We start from the raw sequence: 14,022 nt of genomic DNA, 5'->3' as shown, positions 1-14,022 counted from the left end.
CGAGCCATATTATCGTTAAACTAAGGTCATCCGAAACAATCCGTCAATAAAAAAATCGGCCTGTGTTAGCGGTAGCATCGAGGCTGTGGACAATAGGAAGCGGCCCGAGGGGGTCTGTGGAGGTTAAAAGCGATGACAAATCAATACGATATCCCCGCAATGGGGTTCGGCACATATGGGCGCACCGGGGAGGCCGGAATCGCCGCCATGCTGGTGGCGCTGGAGGTGGGTTATCGACATTTGGACACGGCGCAGGACTATGGCACCGAGACGGAAGTCGGCGAGACGGTAAAGCGCTCGGGGCTCCGGCGCTCCGAAGTGTTTGTGACCACCAAGATCAAGACCGGCAATTTCGGCAAGGGCATGCTGGTGCCGTCGCTGCGGCAGAGTTGCGATAATCTGCAGGTGGACCAGCTCGACCTGACGCTGATCCATTGGCCATCACCCAATGAAGAGATTCCACTGGAGGTTTATATCGAGCAATTGGCCGAGGCGCATGCGCTGGGCCTGACGCGGCTGGTCGGAGTTTCCAACTTCACCATCGCCTTGATAGAACAGGCAAAAACGGTTTTGGGCGAGGTGCCGATCTCCAATAACCAGTTCGAACTCAATCCGCTGCTGCAGAATCGTAAGCTGGCAAACTATTGTTTAAGCAGCGGAATTTCGGTGACCTGTTATCTGCCGATCGCGCGGGGGGTGCTGGGTGGGGAGCCGGTGATAAGCCAGATTGCCGACCGGCATGGAGCGACGCCGGAGCAGGTGGCGCTGGCCTTCGAATTTGCCAAGGGCTACATCGCCATCCCGACTTCGGGGAAGGCCGAGCGCATCCGCTCGAACTTCGAGGCGACGAAATTGCGCCTGAGCAGTGAGGATATCGTGGCCATTGAGGGCGTGGACCGTGGCCAGCGCGAGATCAATCCAGGCTGGGGACCCGCCTGGGACTGACGGCCTCTCGGTGGGCGGTTGACAAGCCGATAGCGGGGCGTATGGTTTGTCGTATTAACGTTCCTACAGGTCGCGAATGCCGACCCATTGGAGCCCGCCGGCGGTGCTGTCGGCGGGGATGGACTACTTTGGCCGCAATGACGGCCGGGAGGAATTTCGATGAAGGGTATAACGAGCATTGGTCACGTGGCGATCAATGTCGCCGATCTGGCCAAGTCGCTGGACTTTTACATCGGCACGCTCGGCTTTGCCGAGATGATGCGGATCGATCATGACAACGGCACGCCATGGCTGGTCTATCTGCGCGTCACCGACGATCAGTTCATCGAAATCTTTCCCGGTGCCGAGACGGAACGGGCGTCGGAAAGCTGGCATGCCAATGGCTTTGGGCATCTGTGCCTGATGGTGGACGATCTGGACGCGGTGGTGGCGGAGCTCAAGGGCAAGGGCGTTACCATGCTGATCGAGCCGAAATCGGGCGCCGACGGCAATAGTCAGGCCTGGCTGCTCGATCCCGATGGCAACAAGATCGAGCTGATGCAGATGCACGCCAATAGCCAGCAATTGCAGGCGATCGCACGGTTGCGCCAACACGGCATTTGATTGGATAACGCCAGTGCGCCGATTACCACTCGCCGCCGCATTTAAGCGTGCTACGAGCCACAATCGAGCGGCTGAAGCGGGATAGACAGTAAGTCATGGGTAGATCCATCGTTCGCCTGAAGGACATCGCCGAGCGCACCGGGTTTTCCGTAAACACCGTGTCGCTGGCCTTGCGCCAAAGCGCGCGCATTCCCGAAGACACCCGCGTGGTCATCCAGCAGGCGGCCGAAGCGCTGAACTACGCGCCCAATCACGTGGCCAAATCGCTGGTCAGCCGGCAGACCATGACCGTGGGGCTGGTGCTGACCGAAATCACCAATCCAATGCTGACCCATGTGGCGCAGGCGATCGAACTGGCACTGGCCGAACGCGGCTATTCCACGCTTTTTGCGACCTCGAATAACGACTTGGCGACCGAGAAAAAGGTCATCGAGATGTTCCGCTCGCGCCAGGTGGACGGCATGCTGATCTATCCGCGCAACCATCGCGACCTCGATCACATCAAGCGCCTGCGCCAGGACAATTATCCCGTCGTGCTGCTGGTCGCCGACTTGGATGCCGGCATCGACGCCGTCTGCATGGACGAAAGGCGGGGCGCCTATCAAGCCACGCGACACCTGATCGATATCGGCCACCAGCGCATCGGCATCATCGATGGCGCCAAGCCAAGCGGTAACTTCGAAAAGCGTGAAGGCTATGCCCGAGCGCTGACCGAAGCGGGCTTGAGCACCGACGAGTGCCTCGTCGCCGATCCGCAGGGCAATGCGGTCATCCGCGGCTATTGGGCCATGGACCGGCTGATGAACCTTGCGAAGCCCCCCACAGCGCTGCTCGCCGCCTGCGATAGCCTGGCGATGGGCGCGTTGCGCTGGACCCAGAAGAATGGCTATCGGGTGCCGCAGGACGTCGCCATCATGGGCTTCGATAATATCGAATTCGCCGAGCACGCGGCGACCCCGATATCGAGCGTCAATTATGCGGTGCAGATGGTGACCGAGCAGGCCGTGGAGCGGTTGATCGGCCTGATCGGAGCCGGCGACGTGCTGCCCGAGCCGCGCGTGACCATGATCGAGCCGGATCTGGTCATCCGCGACAGCACCAACGGCTAGGTGCGTCGATATTCAGGTGATGCCGGTCTGCAAACTGCGCTCTTCTGCGCTTCCGGTGCTCACGTACCCAAAGGTACGCTGCGCTCCGGTTCTCGAAGAGCACAGTTTTCGTCTCGGCCTGACCTGAATCTCGACGCACCTTGGCGCAAGCGGCCAAAGGTGAAGAGCTGGCGGCTCTAGCGCTCGGCAGGACTGAACAGGCGAAAAGTTTTTCGGCCGGCGGCTTTGGCGGCGTAGAGAGCGGTGTCGGCTTGCTTGAACAACTGGTCCGGGGAGGCTTCGGGCATGGCGAGGGCAATGCCCACGGAGGCGCCGAGCTGCAGGACCTGATCGCCGCGCGTGACCGGGCGGCCGAGGATTTCGACGATCTGGCCGGCGAGATGTTCGGCGGCCGTGTAATCGGTTTGGGGGCCGAGCAGGACCGCGAATTCGTCGCCGCCGATGCGGGCGACAAGTTCGGCCTCGATGCCGACGGCTTCGAGGCGCAAAGCGGTTTCCTTGAGGCACTCATCGCCCAGGGCATGACCGAAGGTGTCGTTGATCGACTTGAAGCCATCCAGGTCGACCAGCAGCAGTGCGCCGATCGCCTGGGTCTGGTCGGCAAGCCGGGACTGGAACCGGCTGCGGTTGGCTAGTCCGGTCATGACATCGAACTCGGCCAGATAGCGGGTGCGATCGGCGAGGATCTTTTCCTCGGTGATATCCTGCTTCATGCCGAACAGGCGGGTGGCGACCCCGTTTTCGGTCTCAACGCTGGTGGTTAGCCGCATCCAGCGCCGGTTGCCCTTTGCGGTGGTGATTTCGGCGTCGAGCGTAAAGCCGATCCCCTGTGTTACGGCCTGGGTGCGCAGTTTTTCCAGCAGCGCGCGAGAGGTCGGGGCGTAACAAAGCAGCGTCGTGGCGCGGTCGATGGAACTGCCGCGGGGCAGCTCGAACAGGTCGTAGACGCCGTCGGTCCAGGTCAATTCCTCGGTCGCAAGATCGCATTCCCAAACGCCGATCCGCGCGGTGGCCGCGGCGCGTTCGAAGATCAATCGGCTATGGTCCAGCGCAGCGGCCTGCTCGTGAATCAGGCGGGCCTGGTCGGCCAGTTGACCCTTGAGGGTGGCAATGAGCCGCTCCTGGCTCGGGGCTTCCTCGACCGACCGCATGGCATTGGCGGCCAGAACGGCGAGGCGAGCGGCCAATTGCAGGGGACGCGGGGAGCGGTCGAACAGGCTGAGCAGGCCAACGGTGCGGCCGGACGCGGTCACCAGCGGAATGCCGGCATAAAACCGGATTGTGGTACGGTCGCGGAACCGCGCATCGAGGGCCGTATCCGGCACGACCAGGGGCGCGATCAGGGCACGACTAGAGAAACGGGATTCGTTTTCGAGCGCCGGGGATGGTGCGCCGGCCGAACCGGCAAGGACCAGTTGATCGCCCTGGATCAGGCGCAGCGTGGCGAAATCGACATCGAGCCGTTGGCGGATGCTTTCGAGCAGGGACGCCAGGCCGCCAGCGGTCCGGCCGACCCGAGACGGGTTTTGGAACGGTGCGGGAGCCATCTGGGCCGAAGCGGCGGCGGGCATCGCTGAACTCGGTTGACGTGCGGGGTGGACAATTGGTGAACCCTAGCGCAGGGCCGATTAAGAATTTCTGTTCATCTTGTGAGAGAGCATCAAGACATAGTGCGCAGTTGCCGTTCGGGCGAAGCGATCAGGCGAAACGCACCTTGGCGCGCTCGCGGGCCTTGGCGGCTTCGACGTCGCGATCATGCGGGGGCGCAGTGGTTTCGAGGGCAGCGAGCAGGCGGCGGGTGGTGGCGGCGACTTCCTCGACGGCGTGTTCAAAGGCGGCCTGGTTCTTCTGCGAGGGGTGGGTGAAGCCGCTCAGCTTGCGCACATATTGCAGGGCGGAAGCGTGTATTTCATCGCCGGTGGCGGGCGGCTCGAAATTGAATAGGGTTTTGATGTTGCGGCACATGGGAAACTCCTAGGCGAGCAATTCGATGTAGCGGGCCGCCGAATTGGCGACGATGGCCGGCGCATCCTTGGGAATATTCTGGCCGGCGAAGGCGCCGTAAATGCGATCATAGCGCCAGGGCGTGAGCGCATCGGCGATGTGACGGATTTTGGCGGCGGGCAGCGGCATCATGTTGGGATAGCTCCACATGAAGGAGACGCGGTGGCCGCCGGGTGTGACTTGCAGGATATCGCCGACCAGCAGGGCGCCGGCATTGTCGGCGGTGTCGGCCCAATGCAGCACAGTGCCGCCATCGAAATGGCCGCCGGCGCGGATCAGGGTGACGCCGGGCAGCAGTTGGCGGGTTTCCTCGTGCCACAGATGCACATTGGCGTCGGGGCGCACGATATGGGCTGCGTCGGCTGCGTGCAGGTGGATGGTGGCGCCAAAGGCGGCCGCCCAGTCCTGCATCACCGTGTAGTAGTGCGGGTGCGAGATGGCGATGGCGCTGATGCCGCCCAGGCTATCGACGAGCGCTTCGGTGGCGTCATCGAGCAGGGCAACGCAGTCCCACAGCACGTTGCCGGCTGGCGTGCGCAGCAGGAAAGCGCGCTGGTTGATGCCCAGGGCCGGCACCGGCTGGATGCTGAACAGGTTGGGCTCGTGGTGCTGCCAGGCATTGCGATAGGTCTTGGCCAGCGCCTCCCGCGTGGTCCAGGACTGGCCGGCGGCGGGGACATATTGGCGCTCGTCGTCGCAAATCGGGCAATGGGCGGGCGGCTGGGGCGCGTCCGGGTAGGAGGTGCCGCAGGTGGCGCAGAGAAAAATGGTCATGAGCAAATTCCCAGTCGCATCGAAAGCCTGCAGCTTGGCAGGCTCCCGATGTGAGGGCAAGTTTGGCTAGGCGCGGATGATTGGGAAGATGGCGCGCAGTTTGGCGTTGCGTAGCCAGATGCCGCCCCAGGCGAAGAGGCCCATATAGACGCCGAACAGGTCATGGCTGAACAGCGGTGAGCCGATGCGCACATGAGCCGAGACGGCGCCGCCCAGATAGGCGGTGAGCAGCACGGCCCCCAGCACCGAGGTGCGCGGGATGGCGTACAGCAGCGTGCAAACCAGGCTCAGCACGCCGAGCAGGCGGGCATGTTCGACCGGGTAGCCCAGCTCGGTCATGGTATCGATCACCGGCTGGATTGGCACCAGCTTGATGCTGCCGTCAAAGATCATGAAAGCGATGAACAGGCCCGAAAGCACCCAGCCGAGCCAGAAGGTCCAGTTGCGGGATGGGGCGAGCGAGGCCGAGGTATCGATGGTGGTCATGATGGGTCTCCTCGTTGCGCGTTACTTCTTGACCGTCTGGCCGATGGTCCAGGTCACCCCATAGGGGTCGGTGAGCTGGCCATAGATATCGCCCCAGAATTCAACCTTGATGGGCGACTTGATGGTGCAGCCGGCGGCAACGGCGCGATCCCACCAGGCCTGGGCGTCCTCGACCTGCAAATGCAGCATGAAGGCGGCGGGGGCAACTGCGGGATAGCCGTAATCGGGGAAGAAGTCGGAGATGAACAGCGGCGCGCCGTTGATCTGGATATGGCTGTGGATGACGCGGCCGCTTGAGCCATCGGCGTCGCGCACGTCGATGATCGCTCCGGCAAAGGCTTTTTCGTAGAAGGCGAGGGCGGCGCGGGTGCCGTCAATGCTGATATAGGGGGTCAGGCCGCTGGTGGCTGGGGTATCGGTCATGGTGGAAGTCCCTCCGTTGGTTTCTGCAATCACGACGAGTGGCGGGGCGCTAGTCAGACACAGCCCGTGAATTATTTCGCAGCCGCCGTCGGATCGGGAAGCGCGGGTGCGCTCAGCGCATCGAGATGGGTGCGGATATGGGCGGCCTCGGCGGGTGAATTGGCCAGGGCGATGGCGCGGTTGAAGGCAATGCGGGCGGCAGCCGCATTGCCGAGCTGTCGCAACAGGCCACCCCGGACGCCGTGAAAATGGAAGTAGTTGTCGAGCTGGTCGGCGAGCGGGGCGATCAAAGCGAGGGCAGCGGCCGGGCCGCGGGACTTGGAGACCGCCACGGCGCGGTTGAGGGTGATGACCGGGGATGGCTGGATCACTTCGAGGATTTGATAGAGGTGATCGATGGCGGCCCAATCGGTGCCCTCGGCGCGCAGGGCCCGGGCGTGCTGGGCGGCGATGGCGGCTTGCACCTGATAGGCGCCGGGCGTGCCATGGCGCAGGGCCTTGTCGACCAGAGCCAGGCCTTCGGCGATCATGGGGCGGCTCCACATTGTGCGGTCCTGCGCGTCGAGCAGCACGATCTGGCCGTTCGCGTCGGTGCGGGCGGGCGAGCGCGAATGTTGCAGCAGCATCAGCGCGCAGAGGCCCATGATTTCGGGCTCGGCAGGGAACAGCTGCAGGAGCAGGCGGGTGAGGCGGATGGCCTCGTCGCAGAGCTGGGCGGCGGCCGGATCGGCATGGCCGCGCGAATAGCCTTCGTTGAACACCAGATAAAGCATGAGCGCGACGGTGCCGAGCCGTTCCTGCCGGGCCACGGCATCGGGCGGATCGAACGGCGTGTCGTTGGCGGCGATGCGGGCCTTGGCGCGAGTGATGCGCTGCTCCATCGCGGTCTCGCGGACGAGGAAGGCGCGGGCGATCTGCGCGGTGGGGACGCCGGCGACGATGCGCAGCGCCAGAGCGATCTGCTGGTTGGCGGGCAGGTCGGGATGGCAGCAGATGAACAGCAGGCGCAGGATATCGTCGCGGTAATGCTCGCCGTCGAGGCGCTCGGCCATATCGGCTTCGGCGTCATCGAGGTCCGACAGCAGGTCCTCGGGCGGCAGCGCGACGTTGCGGCGGCTCTTGCGAATGGCGTCGACGCCCGAATTGCGGCCGACAAAGATCAGCCAGGCGATGGGATCGCGCGGCGGGCCCTTGTCGGGCCAGGTGCGGATGGCGCGCAGGCATGCCTCCTGAAAGGCTTCCTCGGCAGTATCGAGCTGGCGGAAATAACGCAGCAGGGCGCTGACCGCCTGTGGACGGGCGGCGGCGAGTGCAGCGCCGATCCAGGCATTGTCGGTCATGTGGCCCCGCTTCCCGCCGTGATGGTGTGGGGGAAAAACAGGGAGACGGGACGCAGTTCATAGGCGCCGATGCCGGGATTGGCCACAGCCAGGTCCTTGGCAAAGGCGATGGCCTCGTCGAGCGTGTCGGCCTCGACGACGTAGAAGCCGAGGAACTGCTCCTTGGTTTCGGCGAAGGGGCCGTCGATGACCATCGAGCCGGTGGCCGATTTGCGCAAAGTGGTGGCCGAGGTGGTGGGCAGCAGGCGCGCGACGGGACCCATCTTGCCCTTGGCGGCCATATCGCCCTGGACCTTGGCGAGGCGCGCCATGCAGGCATCGTCTTCCTCCTTGGTCCAGGAAGCGACAGCGTTTTCATCGTTATAGCAGAGGATGGCGTATTGCATGGCGTGTCCCTGTCATGAGGTTATGACGCACGACTATGCCCAAGACAGACACGGCTTGCAGCTATTTTTGATCGATGAAGGTGGGGTCGAGCGCTACTTCACCTCTCCCTTTGGGGGAGAGGTCGGCGCGCAGCGACGGGTGACGGGGCCTTTACTAAGTTCGGAGTGGGGGAGGCCCCCTCACCCGACCTGAGAAGGTCGACCTCTCCCCCAAAAGGGAGAGGTGAAGGACGGCTCTACGCTACGGGCGGGGAGTTGCTGCGGGCGATGGTCGCGGTGCCGCCGATGGAGGCCAGCACGATGCAGACGATGCCGGCGACCTGCCAGGGGGTGAGGCGTTCGGACAGGATGACGAAGCCAGACAGCGCGGCGAGCGCCGGGTGAGCGCTGGCGAGGATGGAGAAGAGCCGCGTCGGGATGTGGGGCAGGGCGATCATGTCGAGCGTATAGGGAATGGCGCTGGACAGGAGGGCGACGCCAAGCGCGACGGGCAGGATGGCGGGATCGATCAAGGTCGCGCCGGCCGAGGCGATGCCGAAGGGCAGGGCGATGAGGGCGGCGAGGCCGACGCCGAGCGCGGCGGTGTGCGGACCGCCGCCGGTGCCGGCGCGTTGGCCGAAGACGATGTAGCCGGCCCAGCAGATGCCGGCACCAAGCGCCAGGGCTATGCCCACGGGGTCGATCGTGCCGCTCATCTTGCCGAACGGCAGGAGGGTGAAGAAGCCGAGCAGAGCCAGGCCGATCCAGAGGAAATCGAGCGGCTTGCGGGAGCCGGCCAGGGCCACGGCGAGCGGGCCGGTGAATTCGAGGGCGACGCCGATGCCCAGGGGAATGCGGGCGATGGCGGCGTAGAACAACAGGTTCATGGCGCCCATGGCGGCGCCGTAGAGCAGCACGGCGCGCCACTGGCTGGCGTCGAGCTTGTGCCGCCAGGGGCGGAAGATGGCGATGAGTACGAGGGCCGCGAGGGTGAGGCGGAGCGCGGTGGCGCCCGAAGCGCCGACCAGCGGGAACAGGCCCTTGGCGAAGGATGCGCCGGTTTGGGTCGCCACCATGCCGAGGGTGACGAGGGCGACAGGCAGGATGATGGAGGACGGGCGCACGGAGAGGCTTTCTTTGACGGGCGTTGCCTAGCAGGCTTCTGCAATATTTCCCACTGCGTCATCGTAATGGATTTTCACAAGGTCATTCCCGCGCAGGCGGGAACCTCCGTTTGCTTAGTCGGGCATCGGTCAACAGGGGTTCCCGCCTGCGCGGGAATGACCCGGTGGGGTGATGCGGTATGGTGGCGATCGAATAAGAGTGGTTTCCTGCCTTCGCGGGAATAGCCGCGTGCTTTATGTAGGTGCGATACGTTCCGTGAGTCTGCCTCGCCGCAGCTTCGGGCAAGAGGAGGTTGATTATGGAATATCGGTTGCTGGGCCGTTCGGGCCTTAAGGTTTCGGTGCTGACTATGGGCACGATGACGTTTGGTGGCAGCGAAAAGGTCGGCCATACCGACCAGGCCAATGCCAATCGGCAGATCGACCTTTGTCTCGACCATGGCATCAACCTGCTCGATACCGCCAATGTGTACAATGCGGGCGTCTCCGAGGAGATGATCGGAGTGGCGCTGAGCGAAGGCGGGCGCCGGCAAAAGGCGCTGGTGGCCACGAAAGTGCGCTTCAAGATGGGCAATGGCCCCAACGAGATCGGGCTCAGCCGTCACCATATCGTGGCGCAGGCGGAAGCCAGTTTGAAACGCCTCAAGACCGATGCGATCGACCTCTATCAGGTGCATGAGTGGGACGGGCTGACGCCCATCGAAGAGACCATGGAAGCGCTCGATACGCTCGTGAAGCAGGGCAAGGTTCGCTACATTGGCTGCTCGAACTATTCGGGCTGGCACATCATGAAGGCGCTGGCCGCCGCCGATGTGCGGCATGGGCAGCGGTTCGTCTCCCAGCAAATCCATTACACGCTGCATTCGCGCGAAGCCGAGTATGAGCTGGTGCCGATCACGCTAGATCAGGGCCTCGGTATCCTGATCTGGTCGCCGCTCGCCGGCGGGTTGTTGAGTGGCAAGTATCGCCGCAATGGGGGGCCGGATTCGGGGCGGCATGTGGGCGGCTCGAAGGAACCGCCGGTGCCGAATTGGGATCGCCTCTATGACATCGTCGACGTGGTCGTGGAGATCGCGGACGCCCGTGGCGTGTCGGGCGCGCAGGTGGCGCTGGCCTGGGAACTGGGTCGCCCGGGGGTGACTTCCGTCATCATCGGCGGGCGCAGCGAAGCGCAGTTCCAGGACAACCTGGCGGCGGCGGAATTGAAGCTGACCGATGAAGAGCGCGCAAGGCTCGACAAGGTCAGCCAGCCGCCAATGCTCTATCCCTATTGGCACCAGACGTTTACGGCGGCCGATCGCGCGGGCCCGATCGACATGACCCTCCTTGCCCCCTTTGTGGAAGAAGACCGCCGTGGCTGATTTCCTGTTTGAACCCTACGCACCTGCCAGCGTGCCGATCGCACGCGGCGGGCTGTTCGCCGTCCGCCGTATCTATTGCGTCGGGCGCAACTATGCCGAGCACATCCGCGAGATGGGCAATGACGAGCGCGATGCGCCGTTCTTTTTCGCCAAGCCGGCCGATGCGCTGGTTATCGGTGGGGCGGATACGCCCTATCCGAGCCAGACGGCCGATTTTCACCACGAAATCGAACTGGTCGTCGCCATCGGCAAGGATGGCGAAAACATTGCCGTCGCGGACGCGCTGGAGCATGTTTATGGCTATGCGGTGGGGCTCGACATGACCCGGCGCGACTTGCAGGCGGCGGCCAAGAAGGCCGGTCGGCCGTGGGAAATGGCCAAGGGGTTTGATCATTCCGCGCCGGTTGGTTCGATTGAGCCAGCGAGCAATATCGGGCATCCGGACAAGGGTGCGATCACCCTCAATGTGAATGGGACCGAACGGCAGCGCGGTGATCTGGGCGACCAGATCTGGAGCGTGGCGGAGTCCATCGCCTATCTGAGCCAGTTCGTCATGCTCAAGGCGGGCGACCTGATCATGACCGGCACGCCCTCGGGCGTCAGCGCGGTGGTGCGCGGCGATGTGCTGGAAGGCAAGATCGAAGGCGTCGGCACGGTCAGGACCAAGATCATCTGATGGTTGAATGGTCGCCCCAGCAGGACGCGGCGCTGGTTGCCGTCGCCGAATGGCTCAAGGACAAGAACGGGCCGCAGGTGTTCCGCCTGTTCGGTTGGGCCGGCACGGGCAAATCGACGCTGGCGGTGCATCTGGCGCAGGACGTCAAGAGCGTCAAATATGCCGCCTTCACCGGCAAGGCGGCGCTGGTGATGCGCAAGCGCGGCTGCAAGGGCGCGCAGACTATCCATAGCCTCATCTATACGCTGGTCTCCGAAAAAGAGGGCGAGCCGCGCTTCGTGCTCGATCCGGAATCGCCGGCCGCCGATGCCGGCCTGATCGTCATCGACGAGGTGTCGATGGTGGACGAACAGCTTGGGCGCGACCTGCTTTCGTTCGGGGTTAAAGTCCTCGTGCTGGGCGATCCGTTCCAGCTGCCGCCGGTGCAGGGGGCGGGCTTCTTCACGGCCGAAGAGCCCGACATCATGCTGACCGAAATCCACCGGCAGGCGGCGGACAATCCGATCATTCACCTGTCGATGCAGGTGCGCGAGGGCGGCTTCCTCGAGCGGGGCAGTTATGGCGAGTCCGTCGTGGTCGGTCGCGAGGATGTGGATCGCGGCGCGGTGCTGCTGGCCGACCAGGTACTGGTGGGGCGCAACAAGACGCGCCTGCAATACAATGACCGACTGCGCGAGCTGAAGGGGCTGCCCTTCCACGAGCCGGTCGAGGGCGACCGCATGGTCTGCCTGCGCAACAATCCGCGCAAGAAGCTGCTCAACGGACAGATCTGGATCTGCACCGAGGTGACGCGCCGCACCAATGGCAAATGGTCGCTGCTGATGGCCGATGACGAGGGCAAGGGCGAGACGCGCGTGCTGACGCACAAGGCATTCTTTTCCGGCGAGGAAGACGCCATGAGCTGGCCCGAACGGCGGCAGTTCGACGAATTCACCTTCGGCTATTGCCTGACCGTGCATAAGGCACAGGGCAGCCAGTGGGATAATGTCTATCTGTTCGACGAGAGCTTTGTGTTCCGCGAGGAACGGGCGCGCTGGCTTTATACCGGCATCACGCGGGCTGCCGAAAAGATCACGGTCGTTTCGTGACCCTGCTGCAGGTCAGCCACAAGACGGTCTACAGCTATGCCACGCCGGTGCGGTTTGGCGAGCACCGCATACTGGTGCGGCCGCGCGACAGCATGGAGCAGACGCTGGAGAGTTTTAGCCTCCGCATCTGGCCGGAGCCGAAGACTGTGCGCTGGATCCATGACGTGTTCGGCAATGGTATCGCCATCGCGGAGTTTGCTGGCGAGGCCAGGGAGCTGCGGATCGAGGCGCACATGGTGCTCGATCACACGCCGGAACTGACGCCCAATTTCGAGATCGACACGCGGGCGCGGAGCTATCCGTTCGAATACGCGGCCGCCGACGCGATCGACCTGGCGTCGACGACGCTGCGGCAATTTCCCGAGCAGAGCGAGGTCGACGCATGGGCGCGGCGGTTCCTCAATGCGAGCGGGACGACCAATACCGGCAACCTATTGATGACGATGACCTATGCCATCAAGGAAGGCTTCAAATATCTGCGCCGCCCCGATCCGGGGACGCAGACGCCGGCGGTGACACTGTCGAGCCGGCAGGGGACGTGTCGCGATTTCGCCTGGCTGATGATGGAGGCGTGCCGGTCGCTGGGATTCTCGGCGCGGTTCGTGACGGGCTATCTCTATTCACCGGCCCGGGACGGCTATCATCGTGGCGGCGGGGCGACGCATGCCTGGTGCCAGGTGTATCTGCCGGGCGCCGGCTGGGTGGAGTTTGATCCGACCAATGGGATCATCGGCACGCGGGATTTGATCCGGGTGGGCGTGGCACGCGAGCCGCGGCAGGCGATCCCGATTGCGGGGACGTTTATCGGGGCCAAGAGCGACTATATCGGCATGGAGGTCGAGGTGAAGGTTGAGCGCGTCACCTCGCCCCAGGACTCGATGGGCTAGACCCGCGCCACGCTCACGGCGTCGGTGGTCCATTCCTCGTTCTTGTCGCCGTCGACTGCTTCGCTCCAGACCCTGATGGGCAGCGAATGCACGTTGCCATAGATCGTCGCGAACGCCGTATCGGCAGCGTCGCGGCCGCAGCCGATGCGCACCATGCCATCCAGCGCGGCCATGCGGGTGGCGTCGAACAGATACCAGCGGTCCCCCAGATAGGCTTCGAACACGGCGTGGAAATCCTGCGGCTGCAATTGCCAGGCGTAGCAGGAGACGAAGCGGGCCGGGATGCCCAGCGCGCGGCAGAAGGTGATGCCCAGATGGGCAAAGTCGCGGCAGACGCCGGCGCGGGTGGAGAAGGTGTCGGCGGCGGTGGTGCTGGTGTCGCTGGAGCCGAACATGTAGTCGACTTCGCCATTGATCCAGTTGCAGATTTCGGTGACGCGCTGGAAGCCGGGCTGGATATTGCCGAACTGGCGGCCGGCGAAGCGGGCGAGCTGGTCGGACGGGCAATAGCGCGACGGATTGATGTACGCCATGGTGTCGAGCGGCAGCTTCGCCACCGGCACCTCGCCGATGAAATCGGGCTGCCGATGCACCGGATCGAGCTCGACCACGGCCTCGTAGCGCAATTGCACCGGGCCCTGCGGCGCGGTGAGGCGGAGATAGCGGTTGCCGGTATCGGTGGCGGTGTTCTCGTCGGCCTCGTACTGCGGCGTGATGGTCAGGCTTTCCTGCAGGATGGACTGCCGCCCGCCGCGCATGGCCTCGATGTTGAAGATCAGCGTTGCCGCGTCGTTGACCTCGTAGCCGATTTCACAGCCAACATTGAATCTCACGGGC

Annotated in this window: 16 protein-coding genes; 7 read left to right on the top strand and 9 right to left on the bottom strand. The window is 63.9% G+C overall.

The features are described from left to right. The first annotated feature begins 132 nt into the window (after positions 1 to 132). The 3 genes from JWR51_RS12380 (at position 133) to JWR51_RS12370 (ending at position 2,657) form a co-directional block, all read left to right on the top strand. Positions 133 to 945, top strand: a complete 813-nt coding sequence (locus tag JWR51_RS12380) for an aldo/keto reductase (RefSeq protein ID WP_299747807.1) — start codon at positions 133 to 135, stop codon at positions 943 to 945. A 159-nt stretch (positions 946 to 1,104) separates the two neighbouring features. Then, a complete protein-coding gene (locus tag JWR51_RS12375) occupies positions 1,105 to 1,548 on the top strand; it encodes a VOC family protein (protein WP_299747805.1) in 444 nt (147 codons plus the stop codon). 95 nt (positions 1,549 to 1,643) lie between these two features. Further along, on the top strand, positions 1,644 to 2,657 hold the full coding sequence (locus JWR51_RS12370; RefSeq protein WP_299747803.1) for a LacI family DNA-binding transcriptional regulator: 1,014 nt from the start codon (positions 1,644 to 1,646) through the stop codon (positions 2,655 to 2,657). Between the two features lie 176 nt (positions 2,658 to 2,833). Here the strand turns inward: JWR51_RS12370 and JWR51_RS12365 are convergent, their stop codons facing one another. The 8 genes from JWR51_RS12365 to JWR51_RS12330 form a co-directional block, all read right to left on the bottom strand. Beyond that, complete coding sequence (locus JWR51_RS12365; protein WP_299747801.1) at positions 2,834 to 4,228, bottom strand: diguanylate cyclase; 1,395 nt, start codon at positions 4,226 to 4,228, stop codon at positions 2,834 to 2,836. A gap of 127 nt (positions 4,229 to 4,355) precedes the next feature. Beyond that, positions 4,356 to 4,622 (bottom strand): DUF2277 domain-containing protein, encoded by a 267-nt coding sequence (locus tag JWR51_RS12360; RefSeq protein ID WP_299747799.1) that lies wholly within the window; start codon positions 4,620 to 4,622, stop codon positions 4,356 to 4,358. 9 nt (positions 4,623 to 4,631) lie between these two features. After that, positions 4,632 to 5,435: an MBL fold metallo-hydrolase gene (locus JWR51_RS12355; RefSeq protein ID WP_299747797.1), complete on the bottom strand. Its 804-nt coding sequence runs from the start codon at positions 5,433 to 5,435 to the stop codon at positions 4,632 to 4,634. A 66-nt stretch (positions 5,436 to 5,501) separates the two neighbouring features. After that, a complete protein-coding gene (locus JWR51_RS12350; protein WP_299747795.1) occupies positions 5,502 to 5,921 on the bottom strand; it encodes a DoxX family protein in 420 nt (139 codons plus the stop codon). Positions 5,922 to 5,942: 21 nt separating this feature from the next. Beyond that, on the bottom strand, positions 5,943 to 6,344 hold the full coding sequence (locus tag JWR51_RS12345; RefSeq protein ID WP_299747793.1) for a glyoxalase/bleomycin resistance/extradiol dioxygenase family protein: 402 nt from the start codon (positions 6,342 to 6,344) through the stop codon (positions 5,943 to 5,945). A gap of 71 nt (positions 6,345 to 6,415) precedes the next feature. After that, complete coding sequence (locus JWR51_RS12340) at positions 6,416 to 7,684, bottom strand: RNA polymerase sigma factor (protein WP_299747791.1); 1,269 nt, start codon at positions 7,682 to 7,684, stop codon at positions 6,416 to 6,418. Continuing rightward, a complete protein-coding gene (locus JWR51_RS12335; protein WP_299747789.1) occupies positions 7,681 to 8,070 on the bottom strand; it encodes a YciI family protein in 390 nt (129 codons plus the stop codon). Before JWR51_RS12335 ends, JWR51_RS12340 begins: the two co-directional genes overlap by 4 nt. Before the next feature lie 236 nt (positions 8,071 to 8,306). Continuing rightward, positions 8,307 to 9,173 carry an EamA family transporter gene (locus JWR51_RS12330; RefSeq protein WP_299747787.1) on the bottom strand — a complete coding sequence of 289 codons (867 nt, stop codon included), beginning with the start codon at positions 9,171 to 9,173 and terminating at the stop codon, positions 8,307 to 8,309. 299 nt (positions 9,174 to 9,472) lie between these two features. Here JWR51_RS12330 and JWR51_RS12325 point away from each other — a divergent pair, with 299 nt between their 5' ends. Genes JWR51_RS12325 through JWR51_RS12310 form a run of 4 tightly spaced genes read left to right on the top strand, consistent with a single transcriptional unit; the run spans position 9,473 to position 13,185 of the window. Further along, positions 9,473 to 10,534: an aldo/keto reductase gene (locus JWR51_RS12325; RefSeq protein WP_299747785.1), complete on the top strand. Its 1,062-nt coding sequence runs from the start codon at positions 9,473 to 9,475 to the stop codon at positions 10,532 to 10,534. Then, positions 10,527 to 11,210, top strand: a complete 684-nt coding sequence (locus JWR51_RS12320) for a fumarylacetoacetate hydrolase family protein (protein WP_299747783.1) — start codon at positions 10,527 to 10,529, stop codon at positions 11,208 to 11,210. The genes JWR51_RS12325 and JWR51_RS12320 overlap by 8 nt, the downstream gene beginning before the upstream one ends. Then, entirely contained in the window at positions 11,210 to 12,298 is a 1,089-nt protein-coding gene (locus JWR51_RS12315; RefSeq protein WP_299747781.1) for an AAA family ATPase, read from the top strand. Before JWR51_RS12320 ends, JWR51_RS12315 begins: the two co-directional genes overlap by 1 nt. Continuing rightward, positions 12,295 to 13,185: a transglutaminase family protein gene (locus JWR51_RS12310; RefSeq protein WP_299747779.1), complete on the top strand. Its 891-nt coding sequence runs from the start codon at positions 12,295 to 12,297 to the stop codon at positions 13,183 to 13,185. The genes JWR51_RS12315 and JWR51_RS12310 overlap by 4 nt, the downstream gene beginning before the upstream one ends. On the opposite strand, the gene JWR51_RS12305 is transcribed toward JWR51_RS12310, so the two are convergent. Beyond that, positions 13,182 to 14,018: a transglutaminase family protein gene (locus JWR51_RS12305; protein ID WP_299747777.1), complete on the bottom strand. Its 837-nt coding sequence runs from the start codon at positions 14,016 to 14,018 to the stop codon at positions 13,182 to 13,184. The two genes, JWR51_RS12310 and JWR51_RS12305, sit on opposite strands and share 4 nt — an antisense overlap. Positions 14,019 to 14,022: the final 4 nt, after the last annotated feature.

Source organism: Devosia sp., from assembly GCF_028290625.1.
Classification (GTDB): domain Bacteria; phylum Pseudomonadota; class Alphaproteobacteria; order Rhizobiales; family Devosiaceae; genus Devosia.
Note: the sequence above shows the minus strand (reverse complement) of the source record. Positions and strands in the feature narration are given on the sequence as shown.

What these genes read in the sequence shown, in the direction of transcription:
- JWR51_RS12365 (WP_299747801.1), bottom strand. Translation starts at nt 4,228, where the DNA reads ATGCCCGCCGCCGCTTCGGCCCAGATGGCTCCCGCACCGTTCCAAAAC.
- JWR51_RS12355 (WP_299747797.1), bottom strand. Translation starts at nt 5,435, where the DNA reads ATGACCATTTTTCTCTGCGCCACCTGCGGCACCTCCTACCCGGACGCG.
- JWR51_RS12350 (WP_299747795.1), bottom strand. Translation starts at nt 5,921, where the DNA reads ATGACCACCATCGATACCTCGGCCTCGCTCGCCCCATCCCGCAACTGG.
- JWR51_RS12340 (WP_299747791.1), bottom strand. Translation starts at nt 7,684, where the DNA reads ATGACCGACAATGCCTGGATCGGCGCTGCACTCGCCGCCGCCCGTCCA.
- JWR51_RS12345 (WP_299747793.1), bottom strand. Translation starts at nt 6,344, where the DNA reads ATGACCGATACCCCAGCCACCAGCGGCCTGACCCCCTATATCAGCATT.
- JWR51_RS12370 (WP_299747803.1), top strand. Translation starts at nt 1,644, where the DNA reads ATGGGTAGATCCATCGTTCGCCTGAAGGACATCGCCGAGCGCACCGGG.
- JWR51_RS12380 (WP_299747807.1), top strand. Translation starts at nt 133, where the DNA reads ATGACAAATCAATACGATATCCCCGCAATGGGGTTCGGCACATATGGG.
- JWR51_RS12315 (WP_299747781.1), top strand. Translation starts at nt 11,210, where the DNA reads ATGGTTGAATGGTCGCCCCAGCAGGACGCGGCGCTGGTTGCCGTCGCC.
- JWR51_RS12325 (WP_299747785.1), top strand. Translation starts at nt 9,473, where the DNA reads ATGGAATATCGGTTGCTGGGCCGTTCGGGCCTTAAGGTTTCGGTGCTG.
- JWR51_RS12335 (WP_299747789.1), bottom strand. Translation starts at nt 8,070, where the DNA reads ATGCAATACGCCATCCTCTGCTATAACGATGAAAACGCTGTCGCTTCC.
- JWR51_RS12360 (WP_299747799.1), bottom strand. Translation starts at nt 4,622, where the DNA reads ATGTGCCGCAACATCAAAACCCTATTCAATTTCGAGCCGCCCGCCACC.
- JWR51_RS12375 (WP_299747805.1), top strand. Translation starts at nt 1,105, where the DNA reads ATGAAGGGTATAACGAGCATTGGTCACGTGGCGATCAATGTCGCCGAT.